General features: G+C 36.4%; 18 protein-coding genes, 1 pseudogene and 1 riboswitch. Of the genes and pseudogenes, 5 read left to right on the top strand and 14 right to left on the bottom strand.

All coding sequences use genetic code 11. The features are described from left to right. Nucleotides 1-51: 51 nt before the first annotated feature. The 3 genes from ACMZ42_RS10890 to ACMZ42_RS10880 are packed head-to-tail and all read right to left on the bottom strand — an operon-like array spanning nt 52 to nt 2,132. Complete coding sequence (locus ACMZ42_RS10890) at nt 52-759, bottom strand: ABC transporter permease (protein ID WP_415731458.1); 708 nt, start codon at nt 757-759, stop codon at nt 52-54. Then, entirely contained in the window at nt 743-1,480 is a 738-nt protein-coding gene (locus ACMZ42_RS10885) for an ABC transporter ATP-binding protein (protein WP_415731457.1), read from the bottom strand. Before ACMZ42_RS10885 ends, ACMZ42_RS10890 begins: the two co-directional genes overlap by 17 nt. Beyond that, nucleotides 1,473-2,132 carry a TetR/AcrR family transcriptional regulator gene (locus tag ACMZ42_RS10880; protein WP_415731456.1) on the bottom strand — a complete coding sequence of 220 codons (660 nt, stop codon included), beginning with the start codon at nt 2,130-2,132 and terminating at the stop codon, nt 1,473-1,475. Before ACMZ42_RS10880 ends, ACMZ42_RS10885 begins: the two co-directional genes overlap by 8 nt. 122 nt (nt 2,133-2,254) lie before the next feature. Between ACMZ42_RS10880 and ACMZ42_RS10875 the strand changes: the two genes are divergently transcribed. Next, nucleotides 2,255-2,443 (top strand): transposase, encoded by a 189-nt coding sequence (locus ACMZ42_RS10875; protein ID WP_415731474.1) that lies wholly within the window; start codon nt 2,255-2,257, stop codon nt 2,441-2,443. Nucleotides 2,444-2,474: 31 nt separating this feature from the next. Next, nucleotides 2,475-2,711 (top strand): annotated as a pseudogene (locus ACMZ42_RS10870) (transposase); the annotation flags it as partial. 265 nt (nt 2,712-2,976) lie between these two features. Here the strand turns inward: ACMZ42_RS10870 and gcvPB are convergent. The 10 genes from gcvPB to comGA form a co-directional block, all read right to left on the bottom strand. Beyond that, entirely contained in the window at nt 2,977-4,440 is a 1,464-nt protein-coding gene (gene gcvPB, locus ACMZ42_RS10865) for an aminomethyl-transferring glycine dehydrogenase subunit GcvPB (RefSeq protein WP_415731455.1), read from the bottom strand. Beyond that, nucleotides 4,433-5,779, bottom strand: coding sequence for an aminomethyl-transferring glycine dehydrogenase subunit GcvPA (gene gcvPA, locus ACMZ42_RS10860; RefSeq protein WP_415731454.1), 1,347 nt, complete (start codon nt 5,777-5,779; stop codon nt 4,433-4,435). Before gcvPA ends, gcvPB begins: the two co-directional genes overlap by 8 nt. 25 nt (nt 5,780-5,804) lie before the next feature. Beyond that, nucleotides 5,805-6,908, bottom strand: a complete 1,104-nt coding sequence (gene gcvT / locus ACMZ42_RS10855; protein ID WP_415731453.1) for a glycine cleavage system aminomethyltransferase GcvT — start codon at nt 6,906-6,908, stop codon at nt 5,805-5,807. Nucleotides 6,909-7,186: 278 nt separating this feature from the next. Continuing rightward, a riboswitch (glycine riboswitch) is annotated at nt 7,187-7,279 on the bottom strand. Between the two features lie 144 nt (nt 7,280-7,423). Further along, nucleotides 7,424-7,939, bottom strand: coding sequence for a shikimate kinase (locus tag ACMZ42_RS10850; RefSeq protein ID WP_402869759.1), 516 nt, complete (start codon nt 7,937-7,939; stop codon nt 7,424-7,426). A gap of 197 nt (nt 7,940-8,136) precedes the next feature. Next, nucleotides 8,137-8,562 carry a competence type IV pilus minor pilin ComGF gene (comGF, locus tag ACMZ42_RS10845; RefSeq protein ID WP_415731452.1) on the bottom strand — a complete coding sequence of 142 codons (426 nt, stop codon included), beginning with the start codon at nt 8,560-8,562 and terminating at the stop codon, nt 8,137-8,139. Further along, nucleotides 8,555-8,872 (bottom strand): hypothetical protein, encoded by a 318-nt coding sequence (locus ACMZ42_RS10840; RefSeq protein ID WP_415731451.1) that lies wholly within the window; start codon nt 8,870-8,872, stop codon nt 8,555-8,557. Before ACMZ42_RS10840 ends, comGF begins: the two co-directional genes overlap by 8 nt. Next, a complete protein-coding gene (gene comGD / locus ACMZ42_RS10835) occupies nt 8,865-9,305 on the bottom strand; it encodes a competence type IV pilus minor pilin ComGD (protein ID WP_370080614.1) in 441 nt (146 codons plus the stop codon). Before comGD ends, ACMZ42_RS10840 begins: the two co-directional genes overlap by 8 nt. Before the next feature lie 3 nt (nt 9,306-9,308). Beyond that, nucleotides 9,309-9,641, bottom strand: coding sequence for a competence type IV pilus major pilin ComGC (gene comGC, locus ACMZ42_RS10830; protein ID WP_402869756.1), 333 nt, complete (start codon nt 9,639-9,641; stop codon nt 9,309-9,311). Nucleotides 9,642-9,651: 10 nt separating this feature from the next. Next, entirely contained in the window at nt 9,652-10,725 is a 1,074-nt protein-coding gene (gene comGB, locus ACMZ42_RS10825; protein WP_415731450.1) for a competence type IV pilus assembly protein ComGB, read from the bottom strand. After that, nucleotides 10,703-11,722, bottom strand: coding sequence for a competence type IV pilus ATPase ComGA (gene comGA / locus ACMZ42_RS10820; RefSeq protein WP_415731449.1), 1,020 nt, complete (start codon nt 11,720-11,722; stop codon nt 10,703-10,705). Before comGA ends, comGB begins: the two co-directional genes overlap by 23 nt. A gap of 325 nt (nt 11,723-12,047) precedes the next feature. Between comGA and ACMZ42_RS10815 the strand changes: the two genes are divergently transcribed. Continuing rightward, nucleotides 12,048-12,758 carry a helix-turn-helix transcriptional regulator gene (locus tag ACMZ42_RS10815; protein WP_415731448.1) on the top strand — a complete coding sequence of 237 codons (711 nt, stop codon included), beginning with the start codon at nt 12,048-12,050 and terminating at the stop codon, nt 12,756-12,758. Nucleotides 12,759-12,878: 120 nt separating this feature from the next. Further along, nucleotides 12,879-13,121: a DUF2626 family protein gene (locus ACMZ42_RS10810; RefSeq protein ID WP_024361272.1), complete on the top strand. Its 243-nt coding sequence runs from the start codon at nt 12,879-12,881 to the stop codon at nt 13,119-13,121. A gap of 294 nt (nt 13,122-13,415) precedes the next feature. Here ACMZ42_RS10810 and ACMZ42_RS10805 read toward each other — a convergent pair whose 3' ends face one another. Further along, nucleotides 13,416-14,060 (bottom strand): MBL fold metallo-hydrolase, encoded by a 645-nt coding sequence (locus ACMZ42_RS10805; RefSeq protein WP_370080493.1) that lies wholly within the window; start codon nt 14,058-14,060, stop codon nt 13,416-13,418. 168 nt (nt 14,061-14,228) lie between these two features. Here ACMZ42_RS10805 and ACMZ42_RS10800 point away from each other — a divergent pair, with 168 nt between their 5' ends. Further along, nucleotides 14,229-14,408, top strand: coding sequence for a DUF2759 domain-containing protein (locus ACMZ42_RS10800; protein WP_132356740.1), 180 nt, complete (start codon nt 14,229-14,231; stop codon nt 14,406-14,408). The last annotated feature ends 4 nt before the right edge of the window (nt 14,409-14,412 follow it).

Below are 14,412 nucleotides of genomic sequence, written 5' to 3'. Positions count from 1 at the left end.
TTCAAAAACAATCTTCAACACGTAATAATCAAAATGTCATTTTTTGCAAAGTCATTCCACTTCGATTCTATTAATTTTCCCCATCAAATTCATTGTGGCAATGATTCCTGCAGCTGTAGAAATCGCTAATATAATCAGGCTTAAAGTACTTTTCTCAAAACTGCCTATAACAGCATTTCCAAAGAGAGCACATAACAAGAGAGCTGACACAATGGTGCTAGGAATTGATTTATTGATAAAACCTATTCTCATGGCAATTAAGGTAATTCCATTCATACCTATAGACAAAATAATGATTGTTTTAATGACTGAAAACAGTAATTCTGAGGATAGCGTATCATTAACAATTGGTGAGAAAGATTCAGTAATACTAAAAATAACGATTGGAGGAATATTACTGATAATCATTGAAGCAGTTGAAAACACAACAACTACCGCGATTTTAGAAAGTAATATTTTTTTTCGATTGACAGGATAAGAAAATAAAAGTATCATCTTTTTCCCCTTATATTCTTCTATTACAAACCGTGAAAACATAGTTGCGGAGAGGATGGAAAAAAAAAACATACTCATGATACTAGTGAACAAAAAGATATTCGAATAATTTTGAAAATCCGGCTCATTTTCTACTTTTGCTACAATAGCTACAAAATAGATAAATCCAATAAGAAACATACATCCAATCATACTTAACCTCATGTAAGTATTAAGATTATTTCGTCTTAGCTCCAGTTTCATTAATTTAAACAATTTTGACACCCCTATTCATCATTTCAAAGTAGAATTCCTCTATTCCACCAGGATACTGCTTTTTGATATCGGACAACGTTGCTTCTCCTTTAATAACTCCGTCAACAATGATGCTTACTGTATCAGCAATTTGCTCAATTTCACTGAGAATATGACTGGAAATCAGAATAGTCATTCCATAATTATCCACAAGATCCAAAAACAATTTTCTCATATCGCGAATCCCAGAAGGATCTAGTCCGTTTATCGGTTCATCTAATATCAACAATTTGGGTTGATGGACTAATGCTCTTGCAATTCCTAATCGTTGTCGCATCCCTAATGAAAACTTGGAGACTGGCTGTGAACCTGTGTTAACAAGCCCTACCTTTTCTAAAGCTTTAGAAATATCAACCTCTTCTCTGTTCAAATAAGAAAGATGCAAACTTAAGTTTTCTTCTGCTGAAAGATGTTCATAAAAAATAGGCACTTCGATAATACTGCCGATGTTTCTTAAAATCTTATCCCTATTGACAGTAACATCCATACCAAGCACTTCTACTTTTCCAGCTGTCGGTGTAAGTAGACCCGTTAAAATTTTAAAAATGGTTGTTTTACCCGCACCGTTCGCTCCCAAAAAACCATAAATAGACCCCTGTCGAACTGTCATATTGCATCCTTTTATTACTTCTACATTAGAAAGTACTTTTACCAGATTTTCTGTTTTTACTACAATTTTATTGTTATTCATTTTGAATGTATCCTCCAATATCAGAATAATGTTCAGATAGTTTATTTATCAGTTGATCACTGACAATATCCGCCCCCAATCCCTTCATCATCTGTTGCAAAAACCTTAAACGATTAACTGTATCATCATGTTCTCGTTCAAATAGAATAGGATTAATCCAAATATTTACTAACAGCATAAAAATTTCTGCACATTCAGTTGGAAAATCCGTATTAATTGACCCATCCTCTTTTCCCTCTAACATGATTTTCGCAATACTAGGTGCATCCTTATTCACACCATTTTTAATTCCTGTCACGACAAATTGGGGATTTTTTATCTGCGTGATCAAGATACTGTCTATGGAATGTGCTTTGGGATCTGCTACAATGTGTTCTAAAATCTTCGTAAGTTTTTCTTTAGAATTAGCTGCTTGAGTATTATTAATCAAATTATCAAACATTTGTGTAGCATAACTAAATTGTTTCTCCATCACTGCAAGTAATATTTCTTCTTTTGATCTGAAGTGGTGATAAATCGCTCCCTTCGACATACCTAACTTGTCAATAATATCTTGTATACTAGTCTTTTCATAACCTTTTTCTTTAAAGAGTACTGTTGATACAGATAGTATTTGTTCTAAAGTTTGTTCTGGATATTTATTTCTTGCCATATTTCTTCCCCCTCTTTAATACCGACCGTCGGTATCTATAACTCATAATACACAACAAATTTTCCCTTGTCAATATAAGGTAATAGCCTTTTATAAAAGGTTAACAGCTACTTCGTTAACAAATTTATCAGCTGATTGCAGGTTTTCATGAGGATGATACGGCAGACTGTTTAACACATGATCTGATTTTTACACAATTGCTTGATACACCTGCACTCACTTCTCAACCGTCGTTATCAAGATTCTTCAAGCGCTTTGACATGCAAGCAACTCATCAATTTCAAATGGCGAATCAGGCGTTACTTGATTGAGTTCATCACATCCGACAATTTGGAAAATTTCATCAATGAAGCACGTATGATGATTAGCCTACTTGCCTATAATTTCACGAACTGAGTACGCTTACTCAGTTTCCAGAAAAAATATAAAGGGATTCAAATCCAAACTATTCGCACACGTCTGATCAAAGTAGCGAGCAAATTGGTGAAATTTGGACGCTCGCTCTATTTCAAAATGTCCTCGAGTTTTGTCTATGAATACTTCTTTTGGAACGTACTGACCTGGGTGCAGCAGCTCCAAAGTGTCTCGACCGTTCCGGTGACGCCCCTCCATTTTGGACGTTTAACCGACATTTCCCCTCTCCTATCCGTCGCTCTCGACTTCCCATCCGTCGATTCGCTGGTTTTGTCCGTCACTTTGACACTTCCATCCATCACTATGCAAGTTCTATTCTAAATTCGGCTTTATTGAACCGCCTATTTTTGCCTTTAAAATGGCTAGCAAAAATAAATAAAAAAGCGTCCAACAAGTACGAAAATACTCATTGGACGCCTTATACAGTGAATTATGCTTTTTGGTAACGTAGCACTGGTGTACGAGCAGCGCGTGTTTCGTCAAGACGAGTTACGACTGTTGTATGTGGTGCTTCTTGTACGATTGATGGATTTTCTTCTGCTTCTTTTGCAATTTGGATCATAATATCGCAGAATGCATCTAATGTTTCTTTTGATTCTGTTTCTGTTGGCTCGATCATTAGTGCCTCTTCCACATTTAATGGGAAGTAAGTTGTTGGTGGATGGTAGCCAAAGTCTAACAGACGTTTTGCGATATCTAAAGTACGAACGCCAAGTTTCTTTTGACGACGACCTGATAGTACAAACTCATGTTTACAATGACGGTTATATGGTAGATCATAGAATGGCTCTAAGCGACGCATCATATAGTTCGCGTTTAGTACAGCGTATTCTGTTACAGCTTTTAAGCCATCTGGACCCATTGTACGAATATAAGTGTATGCACGTACGTTGATACCAAAGTTACCGTAGTAAGGTTTAACACGTCCGATTGATTGTGGACGGTCGTAATCGAAGTGATATGTTCCTTCCTCTGTTCTTACTAAAACTGGTTTTGGAAGGAATGGAATTAAATCTGCTTTTACACCTACTGGACCTGAACCTGGGCCACCGCCACCGTGAGGACCAGTAAATGTTTTGTGTAAATTTAAGTGTACGCAGTCAAAGCCCATATCACCAGGACGTGCTTTACTCATAACTGCGTTTAAGTTTGCACCGTCATAGTATACTTTACCGCCAACAGAGTGGATAAGCTCTGCCATTTCGATAATGTTTTCTTCAAATAGACCAAGTGTATTTGGATTTGTTAGCATTAATGCAGCTGTATCAGAACCAACTACTTTGCGTAAATCTTCAATATCTACTAAACCATTATCATCTGATTTAACAGTGATAGTTTCAAAGCCTGCAACAGTTGCCGATGCTGGGTTTGTACCGTGAGCAGAGTCAGGAACGATAACTTTATTACGATGGCCTTCACCGTTTGCTTCATGGTAGGCACGAATCATCATTAACGCTGTCCATTCACCGTGAGCACCTGCCGCTGGTTGTAATGTCACTTCATCCATACCTGTAATTTCAACTAATGAAGTTTGTAGATCGTAAAGAAGTTCCATCGCACCTTGAGCTGTTGATTCATCCTGTAATGGGTGAACATTTGCAAAACCAGAAATTCGTGCAACAGCCTCGTTAATTTTAGGATTATATTTCATCGTACAAGAACCAAGTGGGTAGAAGCCAGAGTCTACACCGTGGTTGCGACGAGAAAGTGCTGTATAGTGACGCATAATATCAAGCTCAGATACCTCTGGTAATTCCGCTGCTTCCGAGCGTAATAAGTTTGCTGGCAGTAAATCTGCAAGATCAACCTCTGGTACATCAAGTGCTTCTAAGCTGTAGCCTACGCGACCTTCTTTGGAAATTTCAAAAATGAGTGATTGATTTTCGTTATGCATTAAGAGCCCCCATTTCCGCAACAAGTGCATCAATTTCTTCCTTCGTGCGTAATTCTGTTACTGCGATTAGCACGTGATTTTTAAGAGAGTCATATGTTTGACCTAAAGGATAACCACCAATGATCCCTTTATCAATTAAGCCTTTATTAATTTCTTTCACACATTTATTTGTCTTTACGACGATTTCGTTAAAGTGTGCACCTTGGAATGCTACTGTGAAGCCAGCAGCTTCAAAGGCATTTTTAGCATAACGAGTTTTCGCGATATTCTGCATAGCCATTTCACGAACGCCTTGCTTACCTAGAGCAGTCATTGCTACAGAAGCAGCAAGTGCAAGAAGTGCTTGGTTCGAACAAATATTAGATGTTGCTTTATCACGACGGATATGTTGTTCACGCGCTTGTAATGTTAAAACATAACCACGACGACCTTCACCGTCTACTGTTTCACCAACAAGACGACCTGGAACTTTACGCATTAGCTTCGTTGTTACGGCAAAGAAACCACAGTGCGGACCACCGAATGCTTCAGAAATACCGAAGACCTGTGCGTCCCCTACACAAATATCAGCACCTAGCTTACCAGGAGGTGTTAAGACTCCTAGTGAAAGTGGATTTGAAGATACGACAAATAAACTTTTTGCTTCATGTGCAATATCGCCAATTACTTGTAAGTCCTCTATTTGACCAAAGAAGTTAGGATACTGTGTAATAACAGCTGCCGTATTGTCATCAATTAGTTCTTTTAAAGCTTCTACATCTGTCACACCATCTTTTTGTGGAACAGTAACAATTTCAATGGATTGACCGTATGCATATGTAGCAACGACATCACGATACTCAGGATGAACCGCCTCAGATACTAAAATTTTCTTACGGCGTGTATGTCCAGCTGCCAGCATACCCGCTTCCGCTAATGCTGTTCCTCCGTCATACATAGAAGAGTTTGCAAGATCCATACCTGTAAGCTCTGCAATCATCGTTTGGAATTCAAAAATTGCTTGTAATTCCCCTTGTGAAATTTCTGGTTGATATGGAGTATACGCTGTGTAAAACTCTGAACGAGAAATAACATGGTCCACGATAATTGGTTTATAGTGGTTGTATACGCCTGCTCCTAAAAACGATACGTTAGCATTTGTATCTTTATTTTTCGCAGCAAGTGCCGTTAATTCTTTTAATAAAGCTGATTCAGATTTTGCTTCTTTAATATCATATAGGCCTTTAAAACGTACTTTTTCTGGAATATCCCCAAATAACTCATCAACTGAGGATACGCCAATTACGTCTAACATTTCTTGTTTATCTTGCTCCGTCATTGGTAAATAACGATGTTTCATAAATGTAGGTCCCTCTTTTCAACTTTTATTTTGAACGTTTGTAAAACGGTGTTTCAACTGTTACTACCTTTAAGTGCTTACCACGAATTTCGATTTCTAATTCAGTTCCGATAGTTGCGAATTGGCTGTCAATTAACGCGTGACCAACATTACGTTTAGAAGAAGGAAGCTGTGTACCAGTTGTTACTTCACCGATTTCCTTACCATCCTTAAACACTTTGTAGCCATGACGAGGAATTCCTTTATCGATCATTTCAATACCTACAATTTTACGTGAAAGTCCATTTTCTTTTTGTTCAGCTAATGCATCATGACCAAGAAAATCCTCTTTATTTAATTTCACAGCAAAACCAATACCAGCTTCTAGAGGTGAAATTGTTGCTGATAGCTCTTGCCCATATAATGGAAGACCTGCTTCAAAACGAAGTGTATCACGGCAGCCTAAACCTGCTGGAACAACGCCTTTGTCTTTTCCAGCCTCTAAAATTTCATTCCATAAAGCTTTAATATCTTCTGGAGAGCCGTATAATTCAAAACCATCTTCTCCTGTGTAACCGCTACGAGATACTAATGCTTTATGACCAGCAACTTCAACGTCTGCTTGGAAACGGAAGTATTTAATTGTTTTTAAATCAGTGTCTGTTAATGTTTGAAGAACCTCTTCTGCTAATGGTCCTTGCAAGGCAATTTGTGCATAAGCATCTGATTGATTGTCAATCGTCACATCATATTGATGTTGATTTTCCATCATCCAATCATAATCTTTTTCAATATTTGACGCATTTACGCACAATAAATAATGATTGTCTGCTAATTTATACGTTAATAAATCATCAACAACGCCACCATCTTCATAGCACATTGCATTATATTGCGCTTGACCTACTGCAATTTTTGAAATATCATTTGTCAAAAGATTTTGTAAAAAATCTAGTGAATTAGGTCCAGTTACTAAAATTTCACCCATATGTGATACATCAAATAAGCCAGCACGATTACGTACTGCATCATGCTCTTCTTTAATAGAAGAGAATTGCACTGGTAATTCCCATCCACCGAAGTCGATTGTTTTACCACCATACTTTGCATATTCTTCAAATAGAGGTGTACGCTTTAATTCATTCGTCATTATTTTTGCCCCCTTAATGGTAGTTACATTTTTTACTGGTAGTAGTTCGTCTGCTTTTATTAATGCATCATGCTTCCCCTGTTTGTTCATTCAATTAAGAAATAGGAACTAACATCATTAGCAAAACATTTAGACATAAAAAAAGACAGACGAACCCCTTTTCGGGATTCTCTGTCCTTAAACCTGAAAGTTACACCAGACTGGCTCGCATTACTACAATGCCAATCAGCCGGCTTTCCCCTTTGGTGGCTGTAGTACTACAGCTCTCTCCAGAGTTGCGTCTTGTACGAGTCCTTTTACCTGAGAGATTCATAACATTTTGTTATTTGCTCCTTCGGTGACGTCTACACGTGCTCTCCCCGCACAATCATCCGCCCAAGATTCATCTTGGTACTATTTAGTATTCAATGAACATTTAGTTACTTATTTGTCTATATCCTAACATTAATTGCATTGAAAAGGCAATCATTTTTTAATTTATATCAAAACACGAACATTCAACTCATTCATTTTTATCAATGTTCGCCTTTTAACCTTTTGACTTGGAATACTAAATACTCAAGAATTTGGCGGAGTGTTCTGCCCTCTGTTAACACTTGTATATGTCCTGTTTCACGATAGAATCTTCTTCTATAATGATACAGCTTCTCTAGCTCCTCTTTCGTTGAACTCTGTACTATTGGTCTGTTCGGATCATGCTGTATTCGTTTGTATATATCTTCGAATGTCGCATCTAAAAAAAACACGAGCCCACTGCGTCTCATTATTTTTCGATTTTCAGCATTGATCGCTACCCCACCACCTGTTGAAATAATACAAGCTTCGTCTCGGAAATTTTTCAAAAATTCTGTTTCTATTTCCCGAAAACGTGCTTCTCCATATTTTTCAAATATCTGTGGAATTGTCATTCCCTGCTGCCGAACAATCTCATGATCCATATCATAATATGGCATCTTTAACAAATAGCTTAAACGTCTTCCTAACGCACTTTTTCCGGAGCCCATAAAACCAACTAAATATATTTTTCGCATTCGAATCACCTTCTTATAACTACGATTCTACACTGTCTGACAAAATTTGTCCTAATAAATTTATCGTAGCTCGAATATTCAGCTTTTCTAGGTCATTATATGTTCGAAACTGAATCTCATAAGACGTACAATACGTAAGAACAAAAGTAGTTACAAAAAATAATAATGCAATTGCGATTAAAAAAATAGCCCCTCTGTCATTTTTCAATAACTGGAACATAGAAAGTTCGCTCCTTTTTGATACCACTTGGAAGTTCAACAGCTACTGTTAACATATCTTTTTCAAATTGGAACCTACATTTATTAATACCAATTAGCATTGGTACATGACCACCTTTTACTTGATCACGAATTAAATTGCTATAACAATCAATAGAATGAATAGTATCTCCTTCCTGGAAGGTTATTCTCTTTTGGTCTTGTCGAATCGTAAATGAAGAAATATCATTTAAATACATATTCAAATCATAAACAAAAAGCTCCCACTTTGATTGTTCATCAGATAGTACTGTTGTTTTCATTTCTGCAAACCAGAGCATAATAAACACAACAAGGTGTGCAATAAGCACAAAAACAACTAATTGAAATAACGCTTCTAATAATGTATAGCCTCGTTCATTCATTGACTTCACCTGTCAGTTGTATACATTTTTTACGTAATTCTCGTGTATTTTGAAAACTTACACATATCCCCTGTCCATTCATAGACCATTGAAAATCTACATTTTCAATGGTGGTAGTGCCTTCCGTTTGCTGTAAATAGCGATAACGCTTTAAGCCTTCATAGGCCGTTTCAGCTGCGATAACTTCTAACTTCTTGTTATAAAGAGTCGATTTCATCATATAGCTGATCGGTATTAATGTCGTGCATAATACCATGACAATGACGATTGATAAAATTGTTTCTACAAATGAATAACCAGATTCATTCAACTCTCGATCTCCCTCGCCCTAACGTAATCACAACCTTTTTAGTGCCTTGAGGCGTTTTAAAATAAACTGTCCCTGGGGTCATAACGTTTCCATTGTAATTGTAAATAATCGTGGTAATTGAACTTGAAGAAAGAATGACTTCAACCCCTTTAGGAAAAGGACGTTCATATAATTCTGTATAAAAATCCTTTTTAATGATATACCTTTTTGATGAACTCTCAAACTTCATCGAAATGTATTCCCTTTGGTGCATGCTATACGTTTGTATATATTGCAGATCTAATTGAATTTGTGTAAAAAATCGCTCAAGCTCCCTAGTTTCCTCTGCTTTAACCGAATACTTTACGACAACCGCTGACAAACACATAACGATAAACAAAACAATGATCATTTCAACAAACGTAAAGCCACGCTCACTTTTTATAGTATCCATTAGTTAAGAGCCATTATTGGAAGAAGTCTTCGCCAAACGTACCTCTCCATCATTAGTAATCATTATCTCTTCTTTATTAGGACAAGTCGTTACATTTTTCTTTAAATAGCCTTTTGCTACCAAATCTTCAATTGTTGGATAAGCCATAAAATCTACTCGATAGGCCTCTACCTGCCCCTGCACCATAGAGATATACGCTTTGCAGCCCTTCTCATCGACGGTGGCAAAATGTTTCGTAACATTTGGGATTGTTATTAAAATTAATACCGAAATAATTAGCAAAACGATGAGCATTTCGATCAATGTAAATCCAGCTTGCTGCTTTAGACGTTTCATTATTATCCTCCTATACTAGTTCAATCATGTGATATATCGGTAATAATAAACTTACATATGCAGCAACTATGCACATTGCAATAATGATAAAAAAGGTTGGTTGCACAAACGCAAGGAATCTATGCAATAGTTGCTCTTGCTTTTCTGTCAATAATTCGCTGTACAGTACCAGCTCTTTTCCTAGATAACCACTTTGCTCTCCATGTTCAACAAATGTTGAAAAATCCATCTGCCAAACCGTCATCAAATGAACAGCTTGTGTCAGCGTATCACCAAAAACAACACGCTCCTTTATACATCGTGCCAGATATTGTAAGAACGGTTGAAGTCGCTGTTCCTCTAAAATTTGTAGACTTGCCTGTAAAGAAAAGCCACTTAGGAGTAGACTTCCTAAATAAGCAGCAAATTGTCTCGTCAAAGACATTCGTATATAAATTCGAATCAATGGCGTTTTTAAAATAATATTTAGCCGGTGAGCAATCGGACGGCGTTTGAGATAAAGGTAAAAAAAGAAAATACTACAAATTACGGCTAGGCTTACGACAATTAAAGCATCAGGAAAATGCAATAATACTTTTGACAAAGCAATGCTTGTCTCCTCTGTGCCAGCAGTTCGACTTGCCACCATTTTTTCTATATTAGGAAAGAAAATGGTGCGAAACACTAAAAACAACAGCATCAAAAATATAATGAGCACTACTGGATATAAGAGTAGCTTCATTAATTTTTTCTTCGTCGATTCACTTAAAGCCATTTGCTTTGCCACACCTTTTAAGGTCTCAATCATATGTCCATTATTTTCGGCAACTGCAATAGCTACTAAATGCTGCTTTGGAATTTGCAACGCTTCAAAAACTCCTAAAACACCGACACCCTGCCTCAGTCTTTCATTGACTAGCTTTTGTATTTCTTCATGCGCTTCAATATGATGGGGTAATAGAATAGAAATAGCTTGTGGGAATAAGTAGCCTTCCTGCATTAACACGCTTAATCGATTAAAAAAATGAGCTTGCTCCCTTACTCGCCATTTTGTTGTCTTTTTGTAATCTAATCGAACTCTTTCAATAAACTTTCGTATTCGCATAGATCTGACTCTCCATCAATTCTTTTTGACCTGTAAGCGTTAAATCATGTGGTAATTCAAAGCTAGTTTTTTGCATAATTGCTTTGATGGCCATTTGAAGATGAACATCGCTTAATATTTCAAACAATGCCCGGCGTTCTTCTTGAACTATTGGTGATTGGAAAAGTGTTTGAGCAACAATACCGACCACAGTTTGACGAAGTTCTTCAACTGAAACGCCTAAGTCAATAAATCGATAAAGGCAGTTTATCGAATCTTTCGCATGAATAGTCGAAACTACTAAATGACCTGTTAAAGCTGCCTCGATTGCGATTTTTGCAGTCTCTTTATCACGTATTTCACCAATCATAATGACGTCAGGTGAGTGGCGCAAAATAGCCTTTAATCCTGTAGCGTATGTAACGCCAGCTCGTTCGTTTACTTGAATCTGCAAAAGGTTAGCTTGATTATTTTCTACAGGGTCCTCCAATGAAATGACATGTCGATTTAGCTCTGTCGAACAGTAATGGATTAGAGAATATAAGGATGTTGACTTACCAGAGCCTGTTGCACCTGTGAAACATAAAAGTCCTTGTTGATGTTTCACTAGTTCCATTAACAACTCTGCTACATATTTGGAATAGGATAAGGAAGTAAGTGGGAATGCATGATTTTGTAAAAGTAGCCGGATAATTAGGCTTTCTTTTAAAAATACTGAGGGAAGTGTAGAAACACGAAAGGCATATTGATCTTGTTCCATAGCTTTTTGGAAGGAGCCGCTTTGGGGTTTGCGTCGCTCGCTAATATCTAATGCCGCTAAAAATTTATAAAAGGAAATCATTCGTTCCGCAAGCCCGTTTGGTAATTCACCTGCTTGGAGTAGCTTATCATATTTTCGAAAATAAATACGATATTGTTCACGTTCTGGAACTAATAATAAATCTGATGCACCGAAATGGTAGGCTTTTAGTAAAAGTTGCTCACATTTTTGCTCAACAACTGTTTCAAAATTTTGCATATTCGCACCCCTCTTCTGGTTCATTCGAATATGACCGCTCTATTCGTTATTTCCTAGTATAGATAGGAAACGATCACGAGAAAAGCCCTTTTCTTAAAATAAAAATTTGCTATAAAATTTCCTGCCAAACATGTTTTTTGCTATAAAAATGTGGATAACATGCAAATTTCCACTAAATATAAACATAATCATATGAAAAAATTAATATTTATGACTAAAGGAACTGTATCTTTTTCAATAATGCAATATAATAGAATTAACATGATTTTTTTCCTACACTTGGTAGAACAGCTAAAAATTCAAAAAATACATAGAGGTGAAGCAAATGATCAATCCATTAAAAATTACTAGTACATTGGCCGATGAAACTAGATACTCTATTTATGAGTACATTCTGCAAGAGAAGAAAACTGTAACGGTCCAAAATATCGCTGATAGATTCGGCATCCATCCAAATGTTGCACGTCTACATTTAACAAAACTCTCAGAAATAAATATAATTACAGCTGATTTTGCCAAAACTGGGAAAGGTGGTAGACCCGGGCGTGTTTATAAGGCCTCAGATAAAGGTGTATCATTAACGTTCCCGAGACGTGATGAAGATCGACTATTAAAATGGACAATCCAATTAATTCAAGAGTTCGGACCATCTGCATTAGAAAAATGCAAGGATATAAGCTACCAAGACGGCTACCAACAAATGAAGAATTATGTAAATGCTGAGTTACAATTAAATAATACCCTTTCCTTCGAACAAAAGCTCCAACTATTAACTGACAATGCAGCATTAATTGGCTATATTCCGCATGTACAACAAACAGAGCATGGTAAAAGTGTGACTTTCTCTATTTATAATTGTCCATTCCAGGAACAGCTTTCTACCCATTCAGAAATTGTTTGTTCTTTACATGAATCCTATTTAAAGGGACAGGTTGATGCGTTATATGCAAGCAATGAATTTGTACAAATTGATAGCATGATACATAATTGTGATTTATGTAAGTATGAAATAAAAGTGACAGAAATTGATAATTAATTTTTAAATATCCAATTGTTTGTCACAAAGAAGAAGAAGTTCCAGTTTACAGATACCTTTCATATCATTTATAATGAGTAAGAGATTATTGTGTCGTGGGCAAAAGGAGGGGAAATCTTCATGGATAATATGTATAAAGTTATGGCATTCTGGACAGGTATTTTTGCAGTCATGTTCTACCTTGGTGGTATGAACGAAGTATCGCTATTATTCGTAGGTAATACAGGTTTATTCTTATTATTAGGCTTCTTAAACCTTTCAGAACGTATGTACATGTACATTTTCGGAGCATATTTAACTGTGTTCTTTGCTGGCTTCACGTACTATACAACATTTATTCACGTACCTGGTGGCGGTCATTAATACAAAGAAAAACGCGTGTCTCACCAAAAGTGAGACATGCTTTTTTTATGTAAACTTATTCACCAAATGCATGATCATATATCAAGACATAGTAAAATCCCCCTTTGCAATTACATGGTTAGATTTTGGTTATTTTATCTATCCAACGAATTGCAAGGGGGATTTTTGTATTTTATGAAGTTAATTTAGGCTTTAATTTAATCAATTATGCCTCGGCATAATTGCGTCCGGAGGCTTTAAAACGGAAATCAACCCACGCTATGACGAAGAGCCATTTTTAACTATCGCCTAACCTTAAAAACCATTCAAGAAAGGATTTGTCTCCATTTCTGCACCGACCGTTGTATAATTGCCATGCCCAGGGTAGATAATAGTATCCTCAGGTAGTGTCAATAGCTTATCATGAATGGATGTAAGTAATGTTTTTGTCGAGCCTCCAAGTAAATCTGTACGACCTACACTTTGTTCAAATAGTGTATCTCCAACAATAGCGAAGCCATCATTTTCAAATATATATGAAATACTACCTGGTGAATGTCCTGGCGTAAAAGTAGCTTTAAAATAAAAATCACTTATTTCAAATAGCTGTTCTTTTTTAATAATATTATCTTCAGCTGGGGCACCAACAGTATAATCTGGTAATGCTGCGTATTTACTAGAGCCATTTTTTGTTGGATCTCCTAACCAGCTTACTTCTTTTTCATGAATCCATACTGGAACATTAAAAGCCTCTCGGACGGCATCCACGGCACCGATATGGTCGAAATGTGCATGTGTTAAAAAGATGGCTAGTGGTTTTAGATTGTTACTGCGAATAGCCTTGATGATGCGATCTGCTTCTTCTCCTGGATCAAATATTAAGCATTCCTTGTTTTTATTCGATACGATATAACAATTCGTTTGGACGGGTCCAAGTGAATAACTTCGTACGTTTATCATTGTTATCACCTCTATTTCAATTATACAGCCTTTGCCACAATTTGACGATAAATGTTCATAGTTTAGTCTATATTAGTTCTCGACAAAAACAGGTAGAACGTTTACAATTAAGGAGGAATATTGTTTACGACATTCATTTTCTGATGTCGAAAGGAGTGTCAATTTCTAATGAACTTATTAATGGTTATTTTTGGTCTAGTTGCTATTTTAGCTGTAGTTGGTACATTCCAAGCACTTAAAGAAAAGAATCTTTTAAGCGTTGTTTTCAACTTATTAAGTGCTGCAGTATTCGGTTGGTTCGTAATTATGACTGTTATTAATAGCGGATATCCACCAAAATTACACTAAAATT

Origin of the sequence: Lysinibacillus sp. NPDC056185, assembly GCF_047737915.1 — a bacterium.
Classification (GTDB): domain Bacteria; phylum Bacillota; class Bacilli; order Bacillales_A; family Planococcaceae; genus Lysinibacillus.
This window is presented reverse-complemented; position numbering and strand designations above follow the sequence as displayed.

Excerpts from the sequence above, each read along its gene's own strand:
- ACMZ42_RS10885 (WP_415731457.1), bottom strand. The coding sequence starts at position 1,480 with ATGAATAACAATAAAATTGTAGTAAAAACAGAAAATCTGGTAAAAGTA.
- ACMZ42_RS10880 (WP_415731456.1), bottom strand. The coding sequence starts at position 2,132 with ATGGCAAGAAATAAATATCCAGAACAAACTTTAGAACAAATACTATCT.
- gcvPB (WP_415731455.1), bottom strand. The coding sequence starts at position 4,440 with ATGCATAACGAAAATCAATCACTCATTTTTGAAATTTCCAAAGAAGGT.
- gcvPA (WP_415731454.1), bottom strand. The coding sequence starts at position 5,779 with ATGAAACATCGTTATTTACCAATGACGGAGCAAGATAAACAAGAAATG.
- gcvT (WP_415731453.1), bottom strand. The coding sequence starts at position 6,908 with ATGACGAATGAATTAAAGCGTACACCTCTATTTGAAGAATATGCAAAG.
- ACMZ42_RS10850 (WP_402869759.1), bottom strand. The coding sequence starts at position 7,939 with ATGCGAAAAATATATTTAGTTGGTTTTATGGGCTCCGGAAAAAGTGCG.
- comGF (WP_415731452.1), bottom strand. The coding sequence starts at position 8,562 with ATGAATGAACGAGGCTATACATTATTAGAAGCGTTATTTCAATTAGTT.
- comGD (WP_370080614.1), bottom strand. The coding sequence starts at position 9,305 with ATGGATACTATAAAAAGTGAGCGTGGCTTTACGTTTGTTGAAATGATC.
- comGC (WP_402869756.1), bottom strand. The coding sequence starts at position 9,641 with ATGAAACGTCTAAAGCAGCAAGCTGGATTTACATTGATCGAAATGCTC.
- comGB (WP_415731450.1), bottom strand. The coding sequence starts at position 10,725 with ATGCGAATACGAAAGTTTATTGAAAGAGTTCGATTAGATTACAAAAAG.
- comGA (WP_415731449.1), bottom strand. The coding sequence starts at position 11,722 with ATGCAAAATTTTGAAACAGTTGTTGAGCAAAAATGTGAGCAACTTTTA.
- ACMZ42_RS10815 (WP_415731448.1), top strand. The coding sequence starts at position 12,048 with ATGATCAATCCATTAAAAATTACTAGTACATTGGCCGATGAAACTAGA.
- ACMZ42_RS10810 (WP_024361272.1), top strand. The coding sequence starts at position 12,879 with ATGGATAATATGTATAAAGTTATGGCATTCTGGACAGGTATTTTTGCA.
- ACMZ42_RS10805 (WP_370080493.1), bottom strand. The coding sequence starts at position 14,060 with ATGATAAACGTACGAAGTTATTCACTTGGACCCGTCCAAACGAATTGT.
- ACMZ42_RS10800 (WP_132356740.1), top strand. The coding sequence starts at position 14,229 with ATGAACTTATTAATGGTTATTTTTGGTCTAGTTGCTATTTTAGCTGTA.